Annotated in this window: 14 protein-coding genes; 4 read left to right on the top strand and 10 right to left on the bottom strand. The window is 70.3% G+C overall.

All coding sequences use genetic code 11. The features are described 5' to 3' along the window. Positions 1-678: 678 nt before the first annotated feature. Positions 679-1,008, top strand: coding sequence for a hypothetical protein (locus tag AB0C02_RS32100; RefSeq protein ID WP_357552920.1), 330 nt, complete (start codon positions 679-681; stop codon positions 1,006-1,008). 100 nt (positions 1,009-1,108) lie between these two features. Further along, positions 1,109-2,959, top strand: a complete 1,851-nt coding sequence (locus AB0C02_RS32105) for a CocE/NonD family hydrolase (protein WP_357552921.1) — start codon at positions 1,109-1,111, stop codon at positions 2,957-2,959. A gap of 482 nt (positions 2,960-3,441) precedes the next feature. Here AB0C02_RS32105 and AB0C02_RS32110 read toward each other — a convergent pair whose 3' ends face one another. The 4 genes from AB0C02_RS32110 to AB0C02_RS32125 form a co-directional block, all read right to left on the bottom strand. Then, positions 3,442-4,848 carry a DUF1996 domain-containing protein gene (locus AB0C02_RS32110; RefSeq protein ID WP_357552922.1) on the bottom strand — a complete coding sequence of 469 codons (1,407 nt, stop codon included), beginning with the start codon at positions 4,846-4,848 and terminating at the stop codon, positions 3,442-3,444. A gap of 224 nt (positions 4,849-5,072) precedes the next feature. After that, on the bottom strand, positions 5,073-5,732 hold the full coding sequence (locus tag AB0C02_RS32115) for a DUF305 domain-containing protein (protein ID WP_357552924.1): 660 nt from the start codon (positions 5,730-5,732) through the stop codon (positions 5,073-5,075). A gap of 477 nt (positions 5,733-6,209) precedes the next feature. After that, the gene (locus AB0C02_RS32120) at positions 6,210-7,313 is read right to left on the bottom strand and encodes a LacI family DNA-binding transcriptional regulator (RefSeq protein WP_357552925.1); all 1,104 of its coding nucleotides are present in this window, start codon (positions 7,311-7,313) and stop codon (positions 6,210-6,212) included. Positions 7,314-7,409: 96 nt separating this feature from the next. Further along, positions 7,410-10,466, bottom strand: a complete 3,057-nt coding sequence (locus AB0C02_RS32125) for a discoidin domain-containing protein (protein WP_357552926.1) — start codon at positions 10,464-10,466, stop codon at positions 7,410-7,412. Positions 10,467-10,732: 266 nt separating this feature from the next. Between AB0C02_RS32125 and AB0C02_RS32130 the strand changes: the two genes are divergently transcribed. Next, positions 10,733-12,151, top strand: coding sequence for a GH1 family beta-glucosidase (locus AB0C02_RS32130; protein WP_357552927.1), 1,419 nt, complete (start codon positions 10,733-10,735; stop codon positions 12,149-12,151). A gap of 314 nt (positions 12,152-12,465) precedes the next feature. On the opposite strand, the gene AB0C02_RS32135 is transcribed toward AB0C02_RS32130, so the two are convergent. The 6 genes from AB0C02_RS32135 to AB0C02_RS32160 form a co-directional block, all read right to left on the bottom strand. Continuing rightward, positions 12,466-13,140 (bottom strand): response regulator transcription factor, encoded by a 675-nt coding sequence (locus AB0C02_RS32135; protein ID WP_357552929.1) that lies wholly within the window; start codon positions 13,138-13,140, stop codon positions 12,466-12,468. After that, positions 13,137-14,435, bottom strand: coding sequence for a histidine kinase (locus AB0C02_RS32140; protein WP_357552930.1), 1,299 nt, complete (start codon positions 14,433-14,435; stop codon positions 13,137-13,139). Before AB0C02_RS32140 ends, AB0C02_RS32135 begins: the two co-directional genes overlap by 4 nt. Next, a complete protein-coding gene (locus tag AB0C02_RS32145; protein WP_357552932.1) occupies positions 14,432-15,286 on the bottom strand; it encodes an ABC transporter permease subunit in 855 nt (284 codons plus the stop codon). Before AB0C02_RS32145 ends, AB0C02_RS32140 begins: the two co-directional genes overlap by 4 nt. Further along, positions 15,283-16,209, bottom strand: coding sequence for an ATP-binding cassette domain-containing protein (locus AB0C02_RS32150; RefSeq protein ID WP_357552934.1), 927 nt, complete (start codon positions 16,207-16,209; stop codon positions 15,283-15,285). The genes AB0C02_RS32145 and AB0C02_RS32150 overlap by 4 nt, the downstream gene beginning before the upstream one ends. A gap of 352 nt (positions 16,210-16,561) precedes the next feature. Continuing rightward, the gene (locus AB0C02_RS32155) at positions 16,562-16,969 is read right to left on the bottom strand and encodes a hypothetical protein (protein ID WP_357552935.1); all 408 of its coding nucleotides are present in this window, start codon (positions 16,967-16,969) and stop codon (positions 16,562-16,564) included. A gap of 96 nt (positions 16,970-17,065) precedes the next feature. Beyond that, a complete protein-coding gene (locus AB0C02_RS32160) occupies positions 17,066-18,145 on the bottom strand; it encodes a helix-turn-helix domain-containing protein (protein ID WP_357552936.1) in 1,080 nt (359 codons plus the stop codon). A 1,002-nt stretch (positions 18,146-19,147) separates the two neighbouring features. Between AB0C02_RS32160 and AB0C02_RS32165 the strand changes: the two genes are divergently transcribed. Next, positions 19,148-20,059: a superoxide dismutase gene (locus AB0C02_RS32165; RefSeq protein ID WP_357552938.1), complete on the top strand. Its 912-nt coding sequence runs from the start codon at positions 19,148-19,150 to the stop codon at positions 20,057-20,059. The last annotated feature ends 290 nt before the right edge of the window (positions 20,060-20,349 follow it).

Below are 20,349 nucleotides of genomic sequence, written 5' to 3' on the forward strand. Positions count from 1 at the left end.
CCGATGGTACTGCACTCGGGAGGGTGTGGGAGAGTAGGACACCGCCGGACAAACTTTCGGTCAGGGGCACCCTTCGGGGTGCCCCTGACTGCGTTGCAGGGCAGCTACCTTGAGCTGGGCAGTCCCCTGACTTGTCTACTGGAGTCAGATGCGCGGGTCTGCAGCCCGTAGCGTCAGGGCGCCGGCCGGCACTGGCTCGCAAACCCCTTGCCGCCCTCGGGTTGGCTCTTCAAGAGCGTTGTGTGTGCCTTGTGCGGCAAGACCCCTATCGGGACACGCCCGCCGGGCCCGGCGGCAGCTCTTCCCACCCCGGATCCCGCAGTTCGACAGATCAAGCACCAGGCACTTCGGCCGGTCGTAGCGCGGGTCAGGCCGAGGACCCGGGGTGGCAACACCATCCTCACAGTCGTAGCCGACGTGGTCGGCGATCTCACCGTCCAACGCCGACTCCAGGACCCGCTTGGTCAGCTGCTGCAGCAGCCCACCCTCACTGGTCAACTTCAGCCCGTCACCACGAGCCCGATCGACCAGCATCGCGATCAACTGCTCATCCGTGACCGCACCCACCGGCGCCCCGGCGGGCTCCTGCCCAGAGGTGGTCTCGGTCGTCATTTGGCGGCTATCGCTTGATCGGTCGATCAGCCGCTATTTGTACAGTCCCCGCCGAGCCCGGCCTGCGTGTTCGACGCCGGCCGCCCGCCCGAGGATGGCTGGGTGGTGGTCGACCTGGCGTCGTCCAACGGCACCTACCTCATCGACCCGTCGTGGAACCCGTTCGACCCGCACGTGCCGGCGTTGATCCAGGACGGCGACAAATCCACCTGGGGGCCTGGACCGCTGGCCATCCACGCGGCCACCGCCGCCCAGTCAGCAAACCGAACTGGGTCGCTGAATGATCCACTCCTACATCTGCGCTGTTCGATTGGTTGGCTGTTTCGGCAGGTGCTCGGTGCGATCGATGTCCTGTTAGGCCTAGCCTCGATGAAGATCTATTCGCTGATCGGGTGAAGTGCATCTCGACCGGGTGTCATCGGGAACAGGCGGAGGTGGGGACATGGGGTTTGTACGGCGATTGGTCGCCGTCGGAACGGTCGTCGGGGTGACGGTCATGAGCGCGCCCTCGGTGGCGAGCGCTGTGGCGGATCCGCCCAGGATCGTCATCGAGAACGGTGTGACTCAGCCGGTCTTCTCGTACCGTGACGCGATTCAGGAGGTCGTCTACGTCGAAGCGCCGATGGACAGCGACGGTGACGGCCGCCGGGACCTGATCGAGGTCGACGTGGTCCGGCCGGCCGAGACCAAGGCGGGTCTGCGGGTACCGACCATCATGGAGGCCAGCCCGTACTTCGGCCGGGATCCCGGTGATCCCCCGCCGGACAAGACGCGCGGCTTCCCCGGCTGGTGGGACGAGTACTTCGTGCCACGCGGCTATGCCATCGTCCAGGTTGAGATGCAGGGCACCTCGCGGTCGTTCGGCTGCCCGACCACGGGCGGCGTCGAGGACACGATCAGCATCAAGGCGGTCATCGACTGGCTCAACGGCCGTGCCCCTGCCTTCTACCCAGACGGGAGCGCGGCGGTCGCCGACTGGAGCACCGGCAACGTGGGCATGCAGGGCGTCTCGTACGTCGGCACGCTACCCAACGCGGTCGCCACGCAGGGCATCAATGGCCTGCGGACGGTGGTGCCGATCTCCGCGATCTCCAGCTGGTACAAGTACGCCAACGACCAGGGCGTCGCCTGGTCGGACTGGAGCGAGAACGTCAACTTCCGGTACACCGAGTGGCTCGCGAACTACGTCTCGGTCGGCCGGACGCTGCCGGGCTCGGTGTCGGCGCAGGCCTGTAGGTCGGTCATCACCGGGATCGGCGACGCCGAGGCGGCTAGCGCGTCCGACTTCACTCCGTTCTGGCAGGAGCGGAGTTACCTGCCGGACGCCAACAAGATTAAGACGGCCGGTACGTCCGTCTTCATGGTGCACGGTCTCACCGACTACAACGTCAAGACCATGCACTTCGCCGACCTCTGGCGGGAGATCGAAAAGCGTCAGATGCCGCGCAAGATCTGGATCCACCGCGGGGCGCACGTCAACCCGACGAGCTTCCGGATGGCGGAGTGGCAGGCGGTGATGCACCGGTGGATGGACTACTGGCTGTATGACATTCCGAACGGGATCATGAATGAGCCGATGGCGGACATCCAGCGGCCCGACGGCAGCTGGGAGACCCACTCGACCTGGCCGGATGCCAACGCCACGGACGTCAAGCTGCGCTTCGGTCCGGCCACGGCCAACGCGGCGGGCACCCTGTCGCTCAAGACACCGGGCGGCAACCCCACACAGAGATTTGTCGACCAGATCGAGTCGCAGGCAGTCAAGATCGGCAACGCCGAGCAGTCCAAGCCCGGTCGGCTCGCCTACGTGACGCCTCCCCTGGCAGCGGAGGTCCGCATCTCCGGCACGCCCCAGCTTGCCGTCCGAATGTCCACGACAGCCGAGACCGCGCTGCTCTCGGCCCTTCTCGTCGACTACGGCGCGGGCCCGACCGTCACTGTGGCGGGCAAGGAGCCGCTGGAGGTAGTCCAGGAGTCCTGCGAGCCCGAGGACCTGGCCAGCCGGACCGGCTGCGCCGAGCCGATGGAGGCGAACGTCGCGATCACACCCGAGCGGGTCCTAGCCTGGGGTCACATCGATGTCAAGAATTCCCCCGACCTTCGGCGGAGCCGGCCGCTGATTCCCGGCGAGGAGTACAACGTGCGATGGACGACACTCCCGTCCGAGCACATCATCCCGGCCGGGCACCGGCTCGGCGTCGTCATCACCGGCAACTACAACGCGAGCCCGACGTCAAACCGGCCGGCGCGCGACGCGGCCGCGATCGGTAGCCACGTCACCATCTACCTGAATGGCAGCACTCTGGTGCTGCCGGTGGTAGGGGGTAAGGGGGCCATGGGCTTGTGACCAGGCAACCCGCTGGGTGACATCGGCCGGTGGCGGGCTACCCGCCACCGGCCGCCCCGTCACTGGTGCAGCACCTCCACGATTGTCAGCCGAGCTGCGGATCGGGTCGGGACAACCGCGCCGTGAGTCGATGCCGGTCGTGCCGAAGCGCCGGTGGAGGCGGCGGTAGCGGGCGCCGAATCAGGTGCTGGTGCGGGAGGTGACCCGGACGGCTTCGACCAGGACGGCGGCGAGGTGCGGGCCACGGGCGCGGCGGGTTCCGGCGCTGGCTCAGGGGCCGGGGGTAGGGGTTGTAGGCAGCGACGTGGTTGACGCTGCACCGCCGCGCCCGAGTCGGCCACCGGCGCCGGCGGCTGACCGGCGTCGCGGCCGGCCGGTTCGCTCGGCCGTACGGGCGGCAGCCCCGGCCCCGGCCAGCAGGTTGTGTCAGCAACGCGTGGCCGGACGTCGCGACGCGGCGTCCGGCCACGCTGAGCCGATGGTCAGGGCAGTTCGTAGTTCGCGTTGAGGGCGGCGCCTCGGTCGGGCTTGTACTGGTCGAAGCCGCGCGGGTCGCACTGGAGCCCGCCGTTGATGCAGTGGCGGACCAGGGCTGCGAGGGTCGGGGCGTCCCACACGTTGTAGAAGTCGTAGTGGAAGGAGTACGCCCGGCCGCTGGACAGCCGCACCCCGGTCATGTCGCCGCTGACCGGGAAGGCCATCTTGAACTCGATCATCGGCACGGCCACCGGGTGACTCGTCGGGCAAACCCCGACGGTCGGGTAGGCCATGTGGCTCTTGTGGTCGGGGGTGTCGAGGTGGATGCCGTCCCAACAGCTCGGCGCCTGGTAGCGGATGTTGAGTTGGCTGCCGGCCGGGCAGGACGCCGGGAAGTCCCAGTTGCGTACGCTGTCGCCGCACTCCCAGCCCTCGACCGCGCCGGGCGCGTACCGGAACTCGTCGAGGGTGGCCGCGGGGCTGCCGACCACGTACCGCAGTCCGGGTGGCGCCGGGCGGACGCTGCGGTAGTCGATGACGCCGCTCTTGTAGTAGATGACCTGGCGGCCGACGGGTTGGATCGCGGTGTCGCCGCGGTAAAGCGTCGGCATCCAGTAGCCGGTCTTGTCACCGGGGGTGATGCAGGAGGTGGCGCCGGCGCGCAGCGAGGTGAGCGTGCTGGCGGCGTTCGTGCTGGTGTTGCCCATGAACGTGTGCGAGTGCGAGGCGCCCGGCAGGTTCGGGAAGACGATCGGGTCGTCCGGCAGGTTGGACCTGCTCACCGAGCAGTTCGCCTGAAACTCGTGGTGGGTGGTGGGCGGGTTGGTGGCCGGCGGGGTCGCGGTGGACGGGACGACGCCGGTGACCGGCGGATCGGCCAGCACGTATCCGTCGCCGCCGCTGGGCGGGGGTGATGAGGCGAGCGTGCCGTACACCTTGAACTCGAACAGCGAGTATCCGTAGCCGGTGCCCCGCTGGGTGCCGTACATCCGGACATAGCGCCCGCTGCCCGTCACGGTGCGGGTCTCGGTGCCACCGGCACCGGTGGTGGTGCTGAAGATCGAGGTCCAGGTGTTGCCGTCGGGTGAGGTCTGGATCTGGTACGACCGGGCGTAGGCGTACTCCCATTCGAGGACGACGCGGGTGATCGTGGCTGTCGCGCCCAGGTCGACCCGGAGCCACTGTGGATCGCTCCACTGGCTGCCCCAGCGGGTATCGGATCGCCCGTCGAAGGCGGCTGCCGCCGGCGACTCGCCGTTTTCCTGGGATGAGGCGAGGGCCGGCCGCCCCTGCGAGAGCAGCGTGTCGGCGGCCTGCGCGGCGGGCGCGCCAGCCGTCAGGAACGATCCGAGCAGGGCAGCGACGGAGGCCGGGGCGATGATCCTGGTGAACCATCGTCGTGCTGTCTTCATGGCTTCTCCCGGGGGTGAGGACAGATGCGCCCGTGGACCGGTCGACCGCCGCCGGGGTTGGGGAACGTCCGCCCCGGGGCGGGGCGGGGCGGGCGGCGGAGAGGTGATGGCTGTCGATATTGGAGAGCGCTCTCCAAGTGTTACGCCGAGATTGCGGATGCGTCAATGGGCAGCGGTCGCCACGGGGGTCACGGTTGGCTCCGACACCCGGCCTGGGGCGCCGGTCAGCGGGTGAACAGCGCGGCGAGCTGCGCCGCGCAGGTGGTCCGGACCTCACCGGCCAGCGCACGGACGTCCGGGTCCGCACCGCTGGCCTGCTCGGACTGGGCCAGCCGGCCGGACTGCTCGAGCATCTCCCGCAGCCGGGCCCGCCACAGCCGCTCGAACGCCGGCTGGTCGCTCCGGTCCAGCTCGACCAGGTCGCCGGCCGTCACCATTCCGGGCATGTCGTGTCCGGCGTGCACGTTGGTCGACGGCAGGCCGGCCCGATCCCGCAACGCCCGCAGCCGGTCGAGCAACACGCCCTGCTCCGCGCGAACGCGCGGCAGCGCCGCGTTGTCGCCCTGCGCGGCGCTGCGGGACATCGCCCGGTCCAGCAACGGCAGCAGTTGTTCGGTCATCGGCACCATCAGTTGAAGCCAGGCCCGGTCGGTGCCGTTGGCCACCACGGCCACGGCGGAGGGCGACGCCGCCTCCCGTGCGGCACTCGGTCCGGCGCAACCCGCGAGCGTGCCGGCGAGCAGCAGGCCGGCGAGCAGCCACCGCAGTCGCCAACGAGGTCGGATCCGCATCCCGGGACCGCCGTCCTGGGATGCGTCCGGCAGGGACGCCGCCACGGATGGCACGGCCGCAGTGGCCTGGTGGGCTGTCGATCGGGTCTTCATCGCGGCGCCTCCTGTCGCCATGCGGTCGCCGGCCGCACGGTGGTAGCCCGGTAGCCAGGGCGGGTACGGGTCGTCACCTCGCCACGCGACCGGTCAGGAGAGCGCTCCGACCAGTGTGGCCGAACAGCCATGGTCGATGTCAACGGCAGCGGCGGGGCAAGTTCCGGAAGCGCCAGGATATTGACCGGAAGCATTGTCGGCGGGAGACTCGGAGCACTTGGAGAGCGCTCCGTCTGCTCGACCCGGTCGACCCGCTCGCCGCAGCGCGTCCGACACCCACCCGTCCCCGGCCGACCTACCGCACGGCCACCAACCACCATGGCAGGTCCCATGCGATCCCATCTCTCGCCCGACCCGGGCCCTGCGGCTCCCTCGGGAGACTAAGCCGACTGGAACAGCCGACCATGAGGACGGACACATGCGACCCCGCACACCGGAAGGGGTCGCGGGTCCCGGGGCCTCGAATGAGGGAATCCGTCAGGCGGAACGGCGGACCACCAGGACGGGGTCGAAGATGACCGAGGCGACCCGTAGCCCCAGGTCGTCGATGCGTGCCAGCAGCATCCGGGTGGCTTCCGCGGCCATGTCCTCCAGCGGGTGGCGGACCGTGGTCAGCGGCGGCTGGGCGGCCTGCGCCGCACTGCTGTCGTCGAATCCCACCACGGCCACCTGGTCGGGCACCCGGCGGCCGGCCTCGTGCAGGGCGACCAGGGCGCCCTGCGCCATCAGGTCGTTGGCGACGAAGATCCCGTCGAGGTCGGGGTGCTGGGCCAGCAGGCGGCGCATCGCGGCCTCGCCGCTGTCCCGGGTGAAGTTGCCCGGCTCGCACGGGAACCAGGCGTGCCCGTGGCGGGCCATCGCCTGCCGGAACCCGGTCATCCGATCCTGACTGGCCGGCACGTTCTCCGGCCCGCTGAGGATCCCGATGCGTTGGCAGCCCCGGTCGAGCAGGTGCGCGACGGCCAGGGCCGCGCCGGCCTCGTTGGCCACGTCGACGTAGCTGATCAGCGCGGGCCGCGCGGGCCGGCCCACCAGGACGGCGGCGATGCCGGCCTCGACGAGCAGTGCGGGCAACGTGTCGTCGGGGTGCAGCGAGAGCAGCACGACCCCGTCGGCGTGCCCGTGCCGCAGGTCGCCGACCAGTCGGGCGCGTGCCGCCGCGCTGCCGACCAGTTGCAGGGTGAGCTGCACGCCGGCCGGCCGCAGCACGCTCATCACGCCACCGACGACGCGGCCGAAGAACGGGTCGGCGAAGAACCGGCTCAGGAACGGGTCGTCGTCGTGTTCCTCGCTGTCGGAGACGACCAGGGCGACCGTGCCGGCCCGGCGGGTGACCAGGGAACGCGCCGCCCGGTTCGGCACGTACCCGGTCGCGTCGACCGCCGCCCAGACCACCGCATGCAGGTCGGGGTCGACGTTGCGCACCCCGTTGATGACCCGGGAGACCGTGGCCCGGGAGACGCCCGCCATGCGGGCGACGTCCTCCAGCGTCGGCGGTCGGTCCCGGGCGATGCTGCCGTCGCCGCCCCGGCCGAGTTCCTCCGGGCGGGACAGGTCGTCGGTCTGGGACAGTTCCGCCATGCCGAAGTTATAGCACGATGCTCGGAGAGCGCTCTCTCACTCGCGTTACCGCCGGCGGGTGGCGGACCCGCGGCCCGCCACCCGCCCACCTCGTGCTCAGCGGTAGACGCCGAACTCCCAGAGCGAATAGCCGTAGCCGGTGGCCCGCTGGCTGCAGCTGACCCGCACGTACCGGCCGGAGCCGGTGATCGACAGGTCGTCGAAGCCGCCGTCGCCGCTGGTGGTGCTGTAGACGGTGGTCCAGGTGTTGCCGTCGGTCGAGGTCTGGACCTGGTACGCCCGGGCGTACGCCGTCTCCCAGGACAGCTGTACGTGGTTGAAGCTGGTCACCGCGCCCAGGTCGACCTGCAACCAGGCGCTGTCCACCCACTCGCTGGCCCACCGGGTGCCGTAGTCACCGTCGACCGCGTACGCCGGCAGGAGCGGGCCGGTGCTGCCGGTCAACTGGTACGACGACGCGGTGACCGGCTTGCCCCGGGCCACGTTGGTGCCCGGCACCACCGGCGGGACCACCCGGAAGGAGCGCTGCTCGATGCCGACGTTGCCCTGGCCGTCGTAGGCGTAGACGTAGACCTTCCAGACCCCGAGCCGATCCGGCGCCCGGACCGTGAACTGGCCCGGCGCGGTCTCCACGAAGGAGACGTTGGTCAGCCCGGTGTTGCCGGTGATGTGCTTGTCGCCGACCATCACCTGGTAGCGGATCAGGTCGCCCTGCGGGTCGGTCGCGGTGCTGCTCACGGTGAAGGTGCCGCCGGCCGGCACGGCGGTCGGCGTGCCCACCGTCATCGCGGTGATCTCCGGCGGGGTGTTGGCCGATGTTTGCCCGGTGTACGCCTTCTTCAGCGCGTGGTAGCCGAGCCGTCGCCAGCCGCCGGTGAAGGTGTTGAGCCAGACGCCGCCGAAGTCGTTCTCCAGCCCGTAGTGGAACTCGGTGGCGCCGAGCGCCACTCCGGGGTGGGACAGGATGGCGTTCCAACTGGCCGTGTAGCCGTCGCGCTTGGCCAGGTCGCTGGGCTCGTCCGGGACGCCGTTGACGTCGTTGGGCACCTCCCACTCGCCGCGCGGCCCGCCCTCGGTGAGTATGTAGGGCTTGGTGTAGCCGCCGGCGATCCAGGCGGACTTCACCGAGCCCACCTCCCCGTAGGAGTTGACCGCGAGCAGGTCGAGTGCCGGGGAGTTGGCCTGGTAGTACTTCCAGGCCCCGGTCCAGGCGTCGGTCGAGGTGACCGGGTGGTTGGGGTCGGCGGCATGGATGGCCACGGCAAGTTCGTTGACGAACTTCGCGTACCCGACCCGCCGGGCCTCGACCACGTCGGCGGGCAGCCCGTGGTCCTGCATGGTGAGGATCACCTCGTTGCCGACGTCCCACATCAGCACGCCCTGCTTGTTCTTCAGCGCGTTCACCCGGGCGACGATCTCCGCCTTGACGGCGTTCTTGTACGCGGTGTCGTTGACGTAGTCCGCGCCCTGGTTGAGCCAGTGGCCGACCACCACCTTGATGCCCTGTTGGGCGGCCCGGTCGAGCAGGGTGGGGGTGTTGGCGTCGTCAACGCCCCAGGTGCGGATGGTGTTGACGCCCATGTTGCGCAGGTCGCGCAGGTAGCCGTCCGCGGCGGCCTGCGGCGGGCCGTAGGTGATCCCCTTGACCAGGTACGACGCGCCGTTGACCTGCAACTGCCAGTTGCCCTGGGTGCCGGTGACCTTCACGACGCTCGGCCCGGCCGGGGTGGCCGGGTCGGTCATCGGGGTCGCGGTGGCGCCGGTGGCTCGGGAGACCGTGACGGAGTCGACGCTGAGCACCCCGCCGGAGCTGGTCTGGGCCGTGGGGGTGGTGGTGCCCGCGATGGCGTTCGGCAGCGAGCCGCCGATCGCCAGGTCGAGGCGGAGGAAGAAACCGTGGTGCACGGCGGCGTTCCAGGCGGTCACCCCGACCTGGCTCTCCCGCACCACCCACGTCTGCCGGCCGTCCAGGTAGAAGCGGATCTCCTCGTCGGTCAGCGTACGGTCGATGACCTGGGTGTATTCGTGGTAGCCGGTCTGGCAGCCGGGGCAGCTGGCCAGCCCGCTGGAGCGGCCGGTGTACTCGGCGCACGGCCCGTCGGGGGCGGTGCCGCAGTGCAGGGTCTGCGCCAACTGACTGCGGCCGTTGACGTTGGTCATGATGTCGGTCTCGCCCACGCCGGGCCAGTTGGTGTAGTTGCCCCGGTAGGCGGCACCGGTCGCCCGGAAGGCCGGCCAGTAGCCGAGGCCGTTGGCCACGTCGGGCTGTTTGAGCACCGCGCTGAATTTCAGCAGTTCCCCCGGTCGCGGCTCGAAGTCGGCGCGTTGGGTTTCCAGCCGGCCAGAGGTCCAGGCGCCGGAGGCGTCGCGGAGGGCCTTGATGCTGAGCTTGCCGGTGCCGTCGAGCGAGACGTTGGCCGTGCTGGCGCTGGCCGTCTCCACCTCACCCGTGCCCCAGTTGGCGGCGCCGCCCGGATACTGGGTGCCCGTGCGCAGCAGCCAGTTGGCGGCCGACGGGGAGGTGTTCGCCGGCCCGGTGAAGTCGTCGCTCCACAGCGTGGTCCAGGTGCCCGGCACGCTCGGCGTGGGGCTGGGCGTGGTGGGGGTGGGGGTCGGGGTGCCGCCACCCGTGCTGCCGTAGACGGTGAACTCCCAGAGCGAGTAGCCGTACCCGTTGGCGCGGGTGGTGCCGTACATGCGGATGTAGCGGCCGCTGCCGGTGACGGTGAGGTCCTGGGTGCCGCCGGGCCCGGTGGTGGTGCTGTAGATGGTGCGCCAGGTGGCGTCGTCGTCGGAGGTCTGCAGCTGGAAGGCCCGGCCGTAGGCCGCCTCCCACTGCAGCACTACCCGGCTGATGGCGGCGGTGGCGCCCAGGTCGATGCGGATCCACTGCGGATCCGACCACTGGCTGGCCCATCGGGTGCCGGGGTCGCCGTCGACCGCCAGCGCGGCGGCGAATCCGGGGCCCTCCTGGGAGGACGCGGTGGCCGGGCGGCCCACCGACAGCACCCCGTCGGCGGCAGCCGCCCGGGACGGCGCGGCGGTGACGACGTAGCTCGCGACCAGCGCGAGCAGGACGAAGGGGATCAGCAGGCGGGGCCGGGGCAGGCCGGTGGCACGGTCCGGGAGTGGGGGCGGATTAGCGGGTCGCACGGTGGGCTCCTGTCGCATCAAGGTGGTGGCGCTCGGGGGGCGCCCGCGGGACGAAACATTGGAGAGCGCTCTCCGGCTATCGTGGCTGAAGTGTTGCGCCAGCTTTTCCACGCTGTCAAGAACTTCGATAAAGGCCCCTCCGGCCGGGATCCCGACCGGCTCCCTTGACGTCGGTGTGGCGACGCAAAGAGACTGACCCGCAACGGGAGAGCGCTCTCCACCCCCCTTTTCCGCCTTCGACGTTGCCCAGAGGAAGTGGTGATCGGATGCGCACGGTGGCCGCCGCCCGCACATCGGCCAGCTACACCCCCGTCGAGCTGCCGTTTCCCGCCGGTTTCCGGTGGGGCGCGGCCACCGCCGCGTACCAGATCGAGGGCGCGGTGCACGCCGACGGCCGGCAACCCTCCATCTGGGACACCTTCGCCGCCACCCCGGGACGGATCGCCGGCGGCGACACCGGAGAACACGCGACCGACCACTACCACCGCCACCGCGCGGACGTGGCGCTGATGGCCGAGTTGGGCCTGACCGCGTACCGCTTCTCGGTGGCCTGGCCCCGGGTGCGCGCCGCCGGCGGCGGGATCAACCCCGCCGGCCTGGCCTTCTACGACCGGCTCGTCGATGACCTGCTGGCCGCCGGCATCGAGCCGGTGGCCACCCTCTACCACTGGGACCTGCCGCAGGAGCTGGAGGACGCCGGCGGCTGGTCGCGACGCGACACCGCCGCCCACTTCGGCGAGTACGCTGCCGCGGTCGCCCACCGCCTGGGCGACCGGGTCCAGCTCTGGAACACGCTCAACGAGCCGTGGTGCTCGGCCTTCCTGGGTTACGGCACCGGGGTGCACGCCCCCGGCCGGCGCAGCCACCGCGACGCGCTGCACGCCGTGCACCACCTGCTGCTGGCACACGGCCACGGCGTCGCCGCCCTGCGGGCCGCCGGGGTCACCGGGCAGGTCTCCGTCGCGCTCAACGCCGGAACGGTACGCCCCCTCGACGACACGCCCGCCGACCACGACGCCGCGCGGCGCATCGACGGCCTGCTCAACCGGATCTTCCTGGACCCACTACTGCGCGGTGCCTACCCCACCGACGTGCTGGCCGACACCGCGTCGGTCACCGACTGGTCCGTCGTCCAGGACGGCGACCTCGACCTGATCGCGGCACCGCTGGACGCGCTCTGCGTCAACTACTACCAGCCCGACCTGGTCAGCGCGGCCCCCGACGGCCAGCACGATCCGCACACCCCGTACCCCGCCGCCGAACGGGTCGCCTTCCACCCGGTACCCGGACCGGTCACCGCGATGGGCTGGTCCATCGACCCGAGCGGCTTGCGCGACATGCTGCTGCGGATCACCCGTGACTACGGCACCCCGGCGCTGTACGTCACGGAGAACGGTGCCGCGTACCCAGACGAGGTCACCGCCGACGGCCGGATCCGCGACGTCGAGCGCACCGACTACCTGCACCGGCACCTGGCCGCCGCACACCAGGCGATCACCGCCGGCGCCGACCTGCGCGGCTACTTCGTCTGGTCGCTGCTGGACAATTTCGAGTGGGCCTACGGTTACGACAAGCGGTTCGGGCTGGTGCACGTCGACTACCGGACCCAGCGGCGAACCCTCAAGGACAGCGCCCACTGGTATCGAGCGGCGATCGCCGCCGGCGGCATCGACCAGCCCCGCTGACGGTGCGAGCCGCCGTTCGCCACGCCTAGGTAAGTCAGTCGCAGCAGCACAGCGGACCATCATGCCGCGGCGATCACGGGCTGCGGGAGAGTCGAGCGCGCACGCAACTGGCGCCACGATTCCCGACACCCGGTTCCACCAGGGCAGATGAGGTTTTCGGCAGGGGCAGGGCGGGAACGAGGGTGGCGTCAGGCGGTGGGGACGAAAAGTTCCGTAGCCAGCGAGGAACTCGTCGAAGATCCGGCGGACGGTTGGGGCGGCCTGCGGGTCGGGGGTGAGCCCGCGTAGGCGTTTGTCGTCGGCTGCTTTTGCGGTCATCCGCCGGTGTTCGGTCGGGTGAGTCCGTGGTCGTAGGCGAATATGACGGCCTGTACACGGTCGCGGGCACCGACTTTGGCGAGGACCCTGCCGACATGGGTCTTCACGGTGGACTCCGACAGCACGAGCCGCTCGGCGATTTCCCGGTTGGTCCAGCCGCTGCCGATCGCTACCAGAATCTCGCGTTCCCGGTCGGTGAGGCTGGCCAGCCGCGGGTCGGTGCGGCCCGGCTGCAAGGGGCTGGCGGCGAGCTGGCCGGCGAAGCGGTCCAGCAGTCGGCGGGTCAGCGCGGGCGCGATGACGGCGTCGCCGTCCGCGACCGCCCGGATGCCAGCCAGCAGCTCCTCGGGGCGCGCGTCCTTGAGCAGGAAGCCGCTGGCCCCGGCGCGCAGGGCGGCGTGCGCGTACTCGTCCAGGTCGAACGTGGTCAGCACGAGCACCCGGGACCGGTCGCCGGCCGCGACGATGCGTCGGGTGGCCTCGATGCCGTCCATGCCGGGCATGCGTACGTCCATGAGAATCACGTCGGGGTGCAGCTGCTCGGCGCGACGCACTGCCTCGGTACCGTTGCCGGCTTCTCCGACGACGTCCGTGTCCTCGTTGTTCTCCAGCAACATGCGGAATCCCAGCCGTTGCAGGGGCTGGTCGTCGACGATAAGCACAGTGATCATTTCCGGCCTTCGAGTGTGGCGAGCGGGGTCAGGTGGAGGATCGCCCACACCGTCCAGCCTCCGCCGGGGCGCGGGCCGGCCTCGACGGTTCCGGCGTACAGGGCGGCTCGCTCGCGCATGCCGGCGAGTCCGTGCCCGGGTTTCGCGGTCGGCGGTGGCGGGTGGTCGGGCGGCTGGGGGCCGGTGTCGTGCACCGTGATCTGCAGCCGCCCGTCGGCGGCGGTGAGGCCGACGTCGAGGGCGGTGTGCGGCCCTGCGTACCGCAGCGCGTTGGTGAGCGCCTCCTGCGCGATGCGGTACGCGGTGAGCTGTACCCCGGGGTCGAGGGCGTCGACGTTGCCGGCGGTACGGTAGACGACGTCTGGTCCGGCCATCCGGATGCGCTCGCACAGGGCGTTGATCTCGGCGACGCCGGGCTGCGGGTGAAGTTCGGCGGTCTCGGTCTCGTTGCGCAGGACGCCGAGCACCCGGCGCAGTTCGGCGAGAGCCTGCCGGCTGGTGTCGCCGATGAGTTCGAGCGCCTCGCGGCCGCGTTGCGGGTTGCCGCCGACCGCGTATGCGCCGCCGTCGGCCAGTGAGATGATCACCGACAGGCTGTGGCCGATGATGTCGTGCATTTCGCGGGCCACCCGGGTGCGTTCGGTGGCGGCGGCGAGTTTGCTGCGCTGGTCGCGCTCGATCTCCAGGCGCTGCGCCCGGTCGCGCAGCGCGGCCAGCTGTGCCTGGCGGATGCGGATGGCGAAGCCCAGGGCGGCGGCCGCGGTAGCGGCGCTGTAGAGGAAGAACAGCGCGTCCCACGGCGTCACGACGGCAGAGGCCCGCCACGCGACCAGGGCCATCGCCGCGGCGACGGTCAGCCCGGCCCAGAGCAGCCGGGCCGGATGGACCCGCAGCACGAGGCTACAGATGGCGATGAGCAGCGCGACGTCGGCGCGGAGCAGCACGCCGAGGGACCATTGCAGGACGAACACCGCGGCGATGGCGTAGAACGCGGCGGTTGGTGCCCGCCTGCGCCAGAACAGCGGCAGGACGAGGCCGAGCTGCAGGGCGACTGTGGCGGCCAGGGGCGGATGGTTCAGCAGGAGCCGCAGCTCCCGCCGCTCGTCGGTGTGGACGAGGTCGGGAATGCAGAACACCAGCAGTACTGCGGTGACCACCGCCGCGTCGAACAGCCATGGCCGCCGGGCGTCGAGCCGCCGCAGCCGCTGGCCGAGGCCGGCAAGCCGGTCGACCAGCGGATGGGCGGCGAGATGGTCGGTGTCTTCAGGGCTCATCGTCACCCCTGCGATGGTCATGCGTCCTTGCGTACCAGGCGGTAGGCGCCGCCGGCCAGCGCCAGGACGGTCCAGCCCAGCAAGACCAGCGCGCCGGTTCCCGCGGACAGCATGCCCGTGCTGTGGTGCAGCGCGTAGAGTGCCTCGCCGGCGTTGCTCGGCAGGTACGGGCCGATGTTGTCCTGCCAGGAGGTCGGCAGCAGCGACAGCAGCCCGGGCACCAGCAGCAGCGTGGCGACGAGCACCGAGATGGCCCCGGGCACCGAGCGCATCAGCATCCCGAGCGCGGTCCCGATCACCCCGACGAGGCTCAGATAGAGGCCGGCGCCGAGCAGCGACCGGGCGACGCCGCTGTCCGACAGGGACATGTGGGCCGGGGTGCCGTTCACGACGGCGTTGACGATCAGGAACCCGCCGAACGCGCCGGCGACGCCCACGACGAAGGCGACCACGCCGTACACGGCGGCCTTGGACCACAGCACCGGCAGCCGGCGCGGCACCGCGGCCAGCGTCGAGCGGATCATGCCCGTGGAGTACTCACCTGCGGCGACCAGCACGCCGAGCACGCCGAGCGCCAGCTGGCCGAACCGTACGCCGAACAGCGTCAGGGTCACCGCGCTCGCGTTGACGAACTCCCCCGAGCCCGTCCGGGTGCCGCCAGAGGTGGTCAGCGACTTGTACCGCACTGCCGCGATGGTGCCGAACACCAGCAGGCCGGCCAGCCCGAGGGCGAGCGTGATCCAGGTGGAGCGCAGGGTCCACAGCTTCGCCCACTCCGAGCGGAGCACCCGCCGCCCAGTGATCTTGTACGCGGGCCGCGACACCGGCCCGGCGCCGGCTCCCGCGGTGCGAACTTCCGTAACAGTGCTCATGCCATCACCCCGCTCGTCACGGCGCCGTGGTACTCCACGGCGTCCCTCGTCAGATCCATGAACGCCTCCTCCAGTGATACGTGCTTCGGGGTGAGCTCGAACAGGGCGATGCCGTGCTCGGCGGCCACGAGCCCGATCTGCCGTGCCGACAGACCGCTCACCTGCAGCTGCTCGGAGCCGGCCCGCCCGGTGATCTCGACGCCCGGGCCGGCCAGTGCGGCCCGCAGCCGGGCCGGGTCCGCGGTGGCCACGGTGACGGTGTCGCCGCCGGCCTGGCGCACCAGGTCCTGCACGGTGGTGTCGGCGAGCAGCCGCCCGCGCCCGACGACGATGAGGTGCTCGGCGACGAGCGCCACCTCGGCCATCAGGTGCGACGACACGAACACTGTGCGACCCTCGGCGGCGAGCCCGGCGAGCAGGTTGCGTATCCACAGCACGCCCTCGGGGTCGAGGCCGTTGACGGGCTCGTCGAGCATTACCGTGGCCGGGTCGCCGAGCAGCGCGGCGGCGATGCCGAGCCGCTGCCCCATGCCCAGCGAAAACGACCCGGCACGCTTGCGCGCCACGGACTGCAACCCGGTCAGCTCGATCATCTCGTCGACCCGCCGCCGCGGGATACCGTGCGTGTGGGAGAGGACCATCAGGTGGTCGAACGCGGTGCGGCCCGGGTGGATCGACCGCGCCTCCAGCAGCGCTCCGACCTCCTGCAGCGGGGCCACGTGGCGCGCGTACCGCCGGCCGTTGACGGTCACCGACCCGCTGGTCGCGGCGTCCAGCCCGATGATCAAACGCATGGTGGTGGACTTCCCCGCACCGTTCGGCCCGAGGAACCCGGTCACCATGCCGGGCTTCACCTCGAAGTCGAGGCGGTCGACCGCCGTCTTCTCGCCGTACCGCTTCGTCAGCTGCCGTGCCTCGATCATCGACCATCCCTCTCCTCGACTCCGCCGCGTTTCCGGCATCCCGTCAACGAAGCTAGAGACCGAAAGCCCTCCGGCGGCGGTACCACGGAATGATCTCCCGGTTCCGGCGTAGTACCGCAGTGCCTATCCCGGCAGCCAGCAGCGCCGCGGAAGGTGCGGGGCGGCGTCCGTGACCGGCCGCAGAACGGCCGATCCGGACCGCGGCCGGGGGCGATGGGAAAGTGTTTCATCTTCGGCGGTCGTGATCCGCCAGATAACCGGCCCGAGCGTGCGGGTGGTGATGCTCACTGGAGACGGGTTGCAATCGCCGCCGTGATCGCCAACCATGGCGGCCTGCACGGCTCGCAGCAGCTCAGCCGATCCTCATGCCGAGGCGATCGCCAGCCCTGTGCGACAGGCCGACTTGAGCGACCGCTGTCGGCCTCCGCGCCTCCCATGCACCGGCTTCTACCAGCACGGATGAGGTTATCGGCAGGGGCAAGGTCCAGTGTCGGACGATCAGTTGCCGGTGCCAGCGCAGCAGCGTTGCTGGGGTGACGAAGAACGCCGACCATTGTGGTCGGGGCAGCAGCCGTGACAACGCCGCCAGCACCATCCGATCCTCGGGCTGCAGATCGGGGCGGTGCACCTGCCGGCGCAGCACCGCCACCTGATGGCGCAACACGAGCAGTTCGACGTCTTTCGCGCCGCCGTCGCGGGCGAGCTGGGTGAGCATCTGCAAGATCTGGCGCAGGAGTAGGTACACCAGCGAAGCGGTCATGACCCCATCGTTGCCGCTACCGCCGGGCCACACCTCACACAAAGACGCACGTCACAGACCCGCACGGACTTTACGAGCCCGACAGGCCCGGCTCAGTCAGCGCGCCATCGCGCCCGCAAGCGCCGCACCTGCGCCCGGGGCAGACTGATCCGGGCCGAGTGGTGGTCCGAGGCTTCCGGTGAGCAGTCGTTCGCCCATCGTGGTCAGGTGATGTCGCACCGCCCGCCCCTGCCGGGTCGTGGTGACCAGTCCAGCGTCGCGGAGCACGGTGGCGTGTTCGCTTGCGCTGGCTGCGGAGATGGCCAGCCGGCGGGCGAGTTCCCCGGTGGTGCAGGGATCGGCGGCGATGCTGTCCAGGGCGTAGGCCCTGGTGCGGCCGAGGAGGTTGACCAGCGCGGTCAGCCGATCCGCTGCGGACGGGTCGACCAGGACACCGGCGAGGTCGCCGGGCCCCCGCGTTGCCGGCAGCAGTAGCACCACCGGCGCCTGGTCATCCATGCCGTTGATCCACACGGCCGGCCCCGAGTCGAAGAACAGCGACGGTACGAGCGTCAGTCCCCGCCCGTCGAGCCGGATGTCGTTGGCCGTCGGACCGTGGCCCACCTGCAGCACCGGGGATCGCCAGTGGGCGAACGGTGCGAGCTGGGCCAGCAGGCCCTCCACGCCCTGAGCGCTCAGCACCTGGGCGAGGACGGAGTACTCGGCGTTCAGCCGGGCCTGGATCCGGGACCAGTACGGCGCCACGGCGACGCGGTGGTGGTCGCGTAGGAACGTGACCAGCCGCCGCCGATCGGTCCGGTTCCCGGCCGGGTCGCCTGCCGTAGCTAGCCGGCGCAGCCGGTCCCCGTGCCACCCTCCGGCGGCGGCCGCAGCGGCGAGTTCGGCCCGGAATTGTTCCGGGCGCACCGCGAGCAGCGCCGTCAGCCCTTCCTCGAGGGACCCGACGGGACCGGTGACGGTCAACAGATCGAGCCACCCGTCGTCCAACAGTGGGGCGCACGGGTGCGCCAGGCCGGGCGACGTCCGGCCGGCCCGCGCCGACCAGCCCCCGAGCGCGTCTCGCGGATCGCGCCGCCCCAACCGGACGAGGCTGAGGTGCGTCTCGACCAACGGCCCCCACCCCCTGGTCAGCCGGACCCGGGCCAGGTCGTCCGCAGTGAAGTGGATACGGAACATGATCCCCCCCCCGATGACCGCATCGGTCGAGGTGTACTCGACCGAAGGGACTCCGCCCGGCGCAGTCCCGGACCGCACCCTTCGGGCAGAACCGAAAGGTGTTGCCCGCCCCGGAACAACGACCAACCATAGTCGTAGATCGCCCCCCGCAGCGGGCCGGACCAGGACTTCGATACCAGCCAGTCGATGATGGAGGTAGCACTGGTGACAGTGGCCAGAACCGTACGAAGAATGTGCACCGTAGCGTTCGCCGTGATGTCCCTGACACTGATCACCACGACCACCGCGCACGCTGCACCCTCATAGGGTGAGGAGAACACCGCGACGTCAGTGCGGGGACCCAGCCGCCGGATGCGATCTGCGAGTCGATGGGCCTCCCCACCTCCAGGTACGCCGTTGGTTGCTTCAAGAGGTACGGCGACGAGTGGTGGGTGGCGCACAATGCTTTGTGCGGCGAGAAGGTCTACGTCGATTGGGAAAATTGCCTACTGCCTCCGGGCCTCTATAGCGGCTCTCGTTCGGAGCTGTACCGCACCGGGCGTTGTTGCCTCAACACTCTGCGCGAGTTCGCCTGGGGCGTCTGCAACAAGGACTACTACGAGCACAGCAGCAATAGCTTCTATGGCCTGAAAGGCAGCCAGCTACGCTGGCGGGTTTGTGTGCAGGGTTGGTCGTGTTCGCCTTGGATCAGCAGATACAACGACCAATAGCCGACGAAGCGGGATCGACTCCGGCCGCCCATATTCATGCAGGGCGTGGAGTAGGCGTCCAGATTTCGTCCACCCCACGCACCGGGCCCGACCATGGCAGATGGGGTTTTCGGCAGGGGCATCACCTGCAGACACCCGAGACGAAAGAACAAGCTAAAGCCGAACAATCACGCCCGTGCGGCTGACATCGAAGTGAACTTCGGACAGTCACCGCCGCGGAAAAAGTCAACCTCAGTCCCGTCCTGAGTTGTGCTATCTCAGCGGGCACGGGGTCCGTCCAAGGAGGACAGCGATGCGCAGAAGGACCATGGTGGCGGCTCTCGCGGCCGCACCGTTCGCCAGCCTGCTCACGGCGGCACCGACCCAGGCGGCCACCCTGCCGGAGGTCATCGGCCTGCCCGACGGCTTCAACCCGGAAGGGCTCGCGCTCGGCCGGGGCACCACGTTCTATGTCGGCTCCCTCGCCGACGGGGCGATCTACCGCGGAGACCTTCGGACCGGGGAAGGCGGCATCTTCGTACCGGGCCGGGCCGGCGGCCAGCTCGTCGGCCTGGAGGTCGATGCCCGCGGCCGGATCTGGGCGTGCGGCGGCGAGGGCGGCGGTGCGCTCGTCTACGACGGCCGCACCGGCGAGAAGCTGGCCGAGTACGCCTTCGGCGGCGGCTTCGTCAACGACGCGGTCGCCACGCCCAAGGCGGTGTACTTCACCGATTCCCCCTCGGACCAGCTGTACGTCGTACCCTTGCGGGCCGGCGCCAGGCTGCCCGATCAGTCCGCCGTACGGGCGATCACCCTGCCCGGTGGCCTTGGCGAGGCTGATGCGTTCAACAACGGCATCGAAACCACTATCGACGGACGGCTGATCATCGTTCAGATGCTCGCCGGCCGCCTGTTCACCTTCGACCCACAGACCGGCACTGCGGCGCAGGTCGACATCGGCGACGCGAGCGTCCTCAACGGCGACGGGCTCGTACGCCGCGGCAGGATCCTGCACGTCTGCCGCAACTCCGACAACATCATCGCCAAGTTCCAGCTGGCCCCCGATGCCGCATCCGCGGTGCTCGTCGACGAGATCACCGATGCGCGGCTGGCGGTCCCGGCCACCATCGATCTCTTCGGCCCCTACGTGTACGCGGTCAACGCTCGGTTCGACGTCGAGCCGACGCCGACCACGGCGTACACGATTCTTCGGTTGAACGCCTGACGAAAGCCGTGTGGTGGGCGCGACCGACGCGCCCACCCACACCAGCAGCCGACGGGAAGGCCCGAACGCTGCCACGGCCGCAGCAGGTCCCATCACAGTCCCGTCCACCCGGCCGGCCAGCGTCACGAACCCCTGTCGCCCTGGTCTGAGCTGGAGCCCGCGATCTCAACGAGCTTCAGCGAGGAATCCCGGCCGTTTAGGACTCCGTTGGGAAATCCTCGTTAGCCGTCTTTCGGTGCGTTGACATGATTGTCGGGTCTGTCGGGTGTGGGGGGTACGGGTGTCGCTGG

Origin of the sequence: Micromonospora sp. NPDC048999 (genome assembly GCF_040649295.1) — a bacterium.
Lineage (GTDB): Bacteria > Actinomycetota > Actinomycetes > Mycobacteriales > Micromonosporaceae > Micromonospora.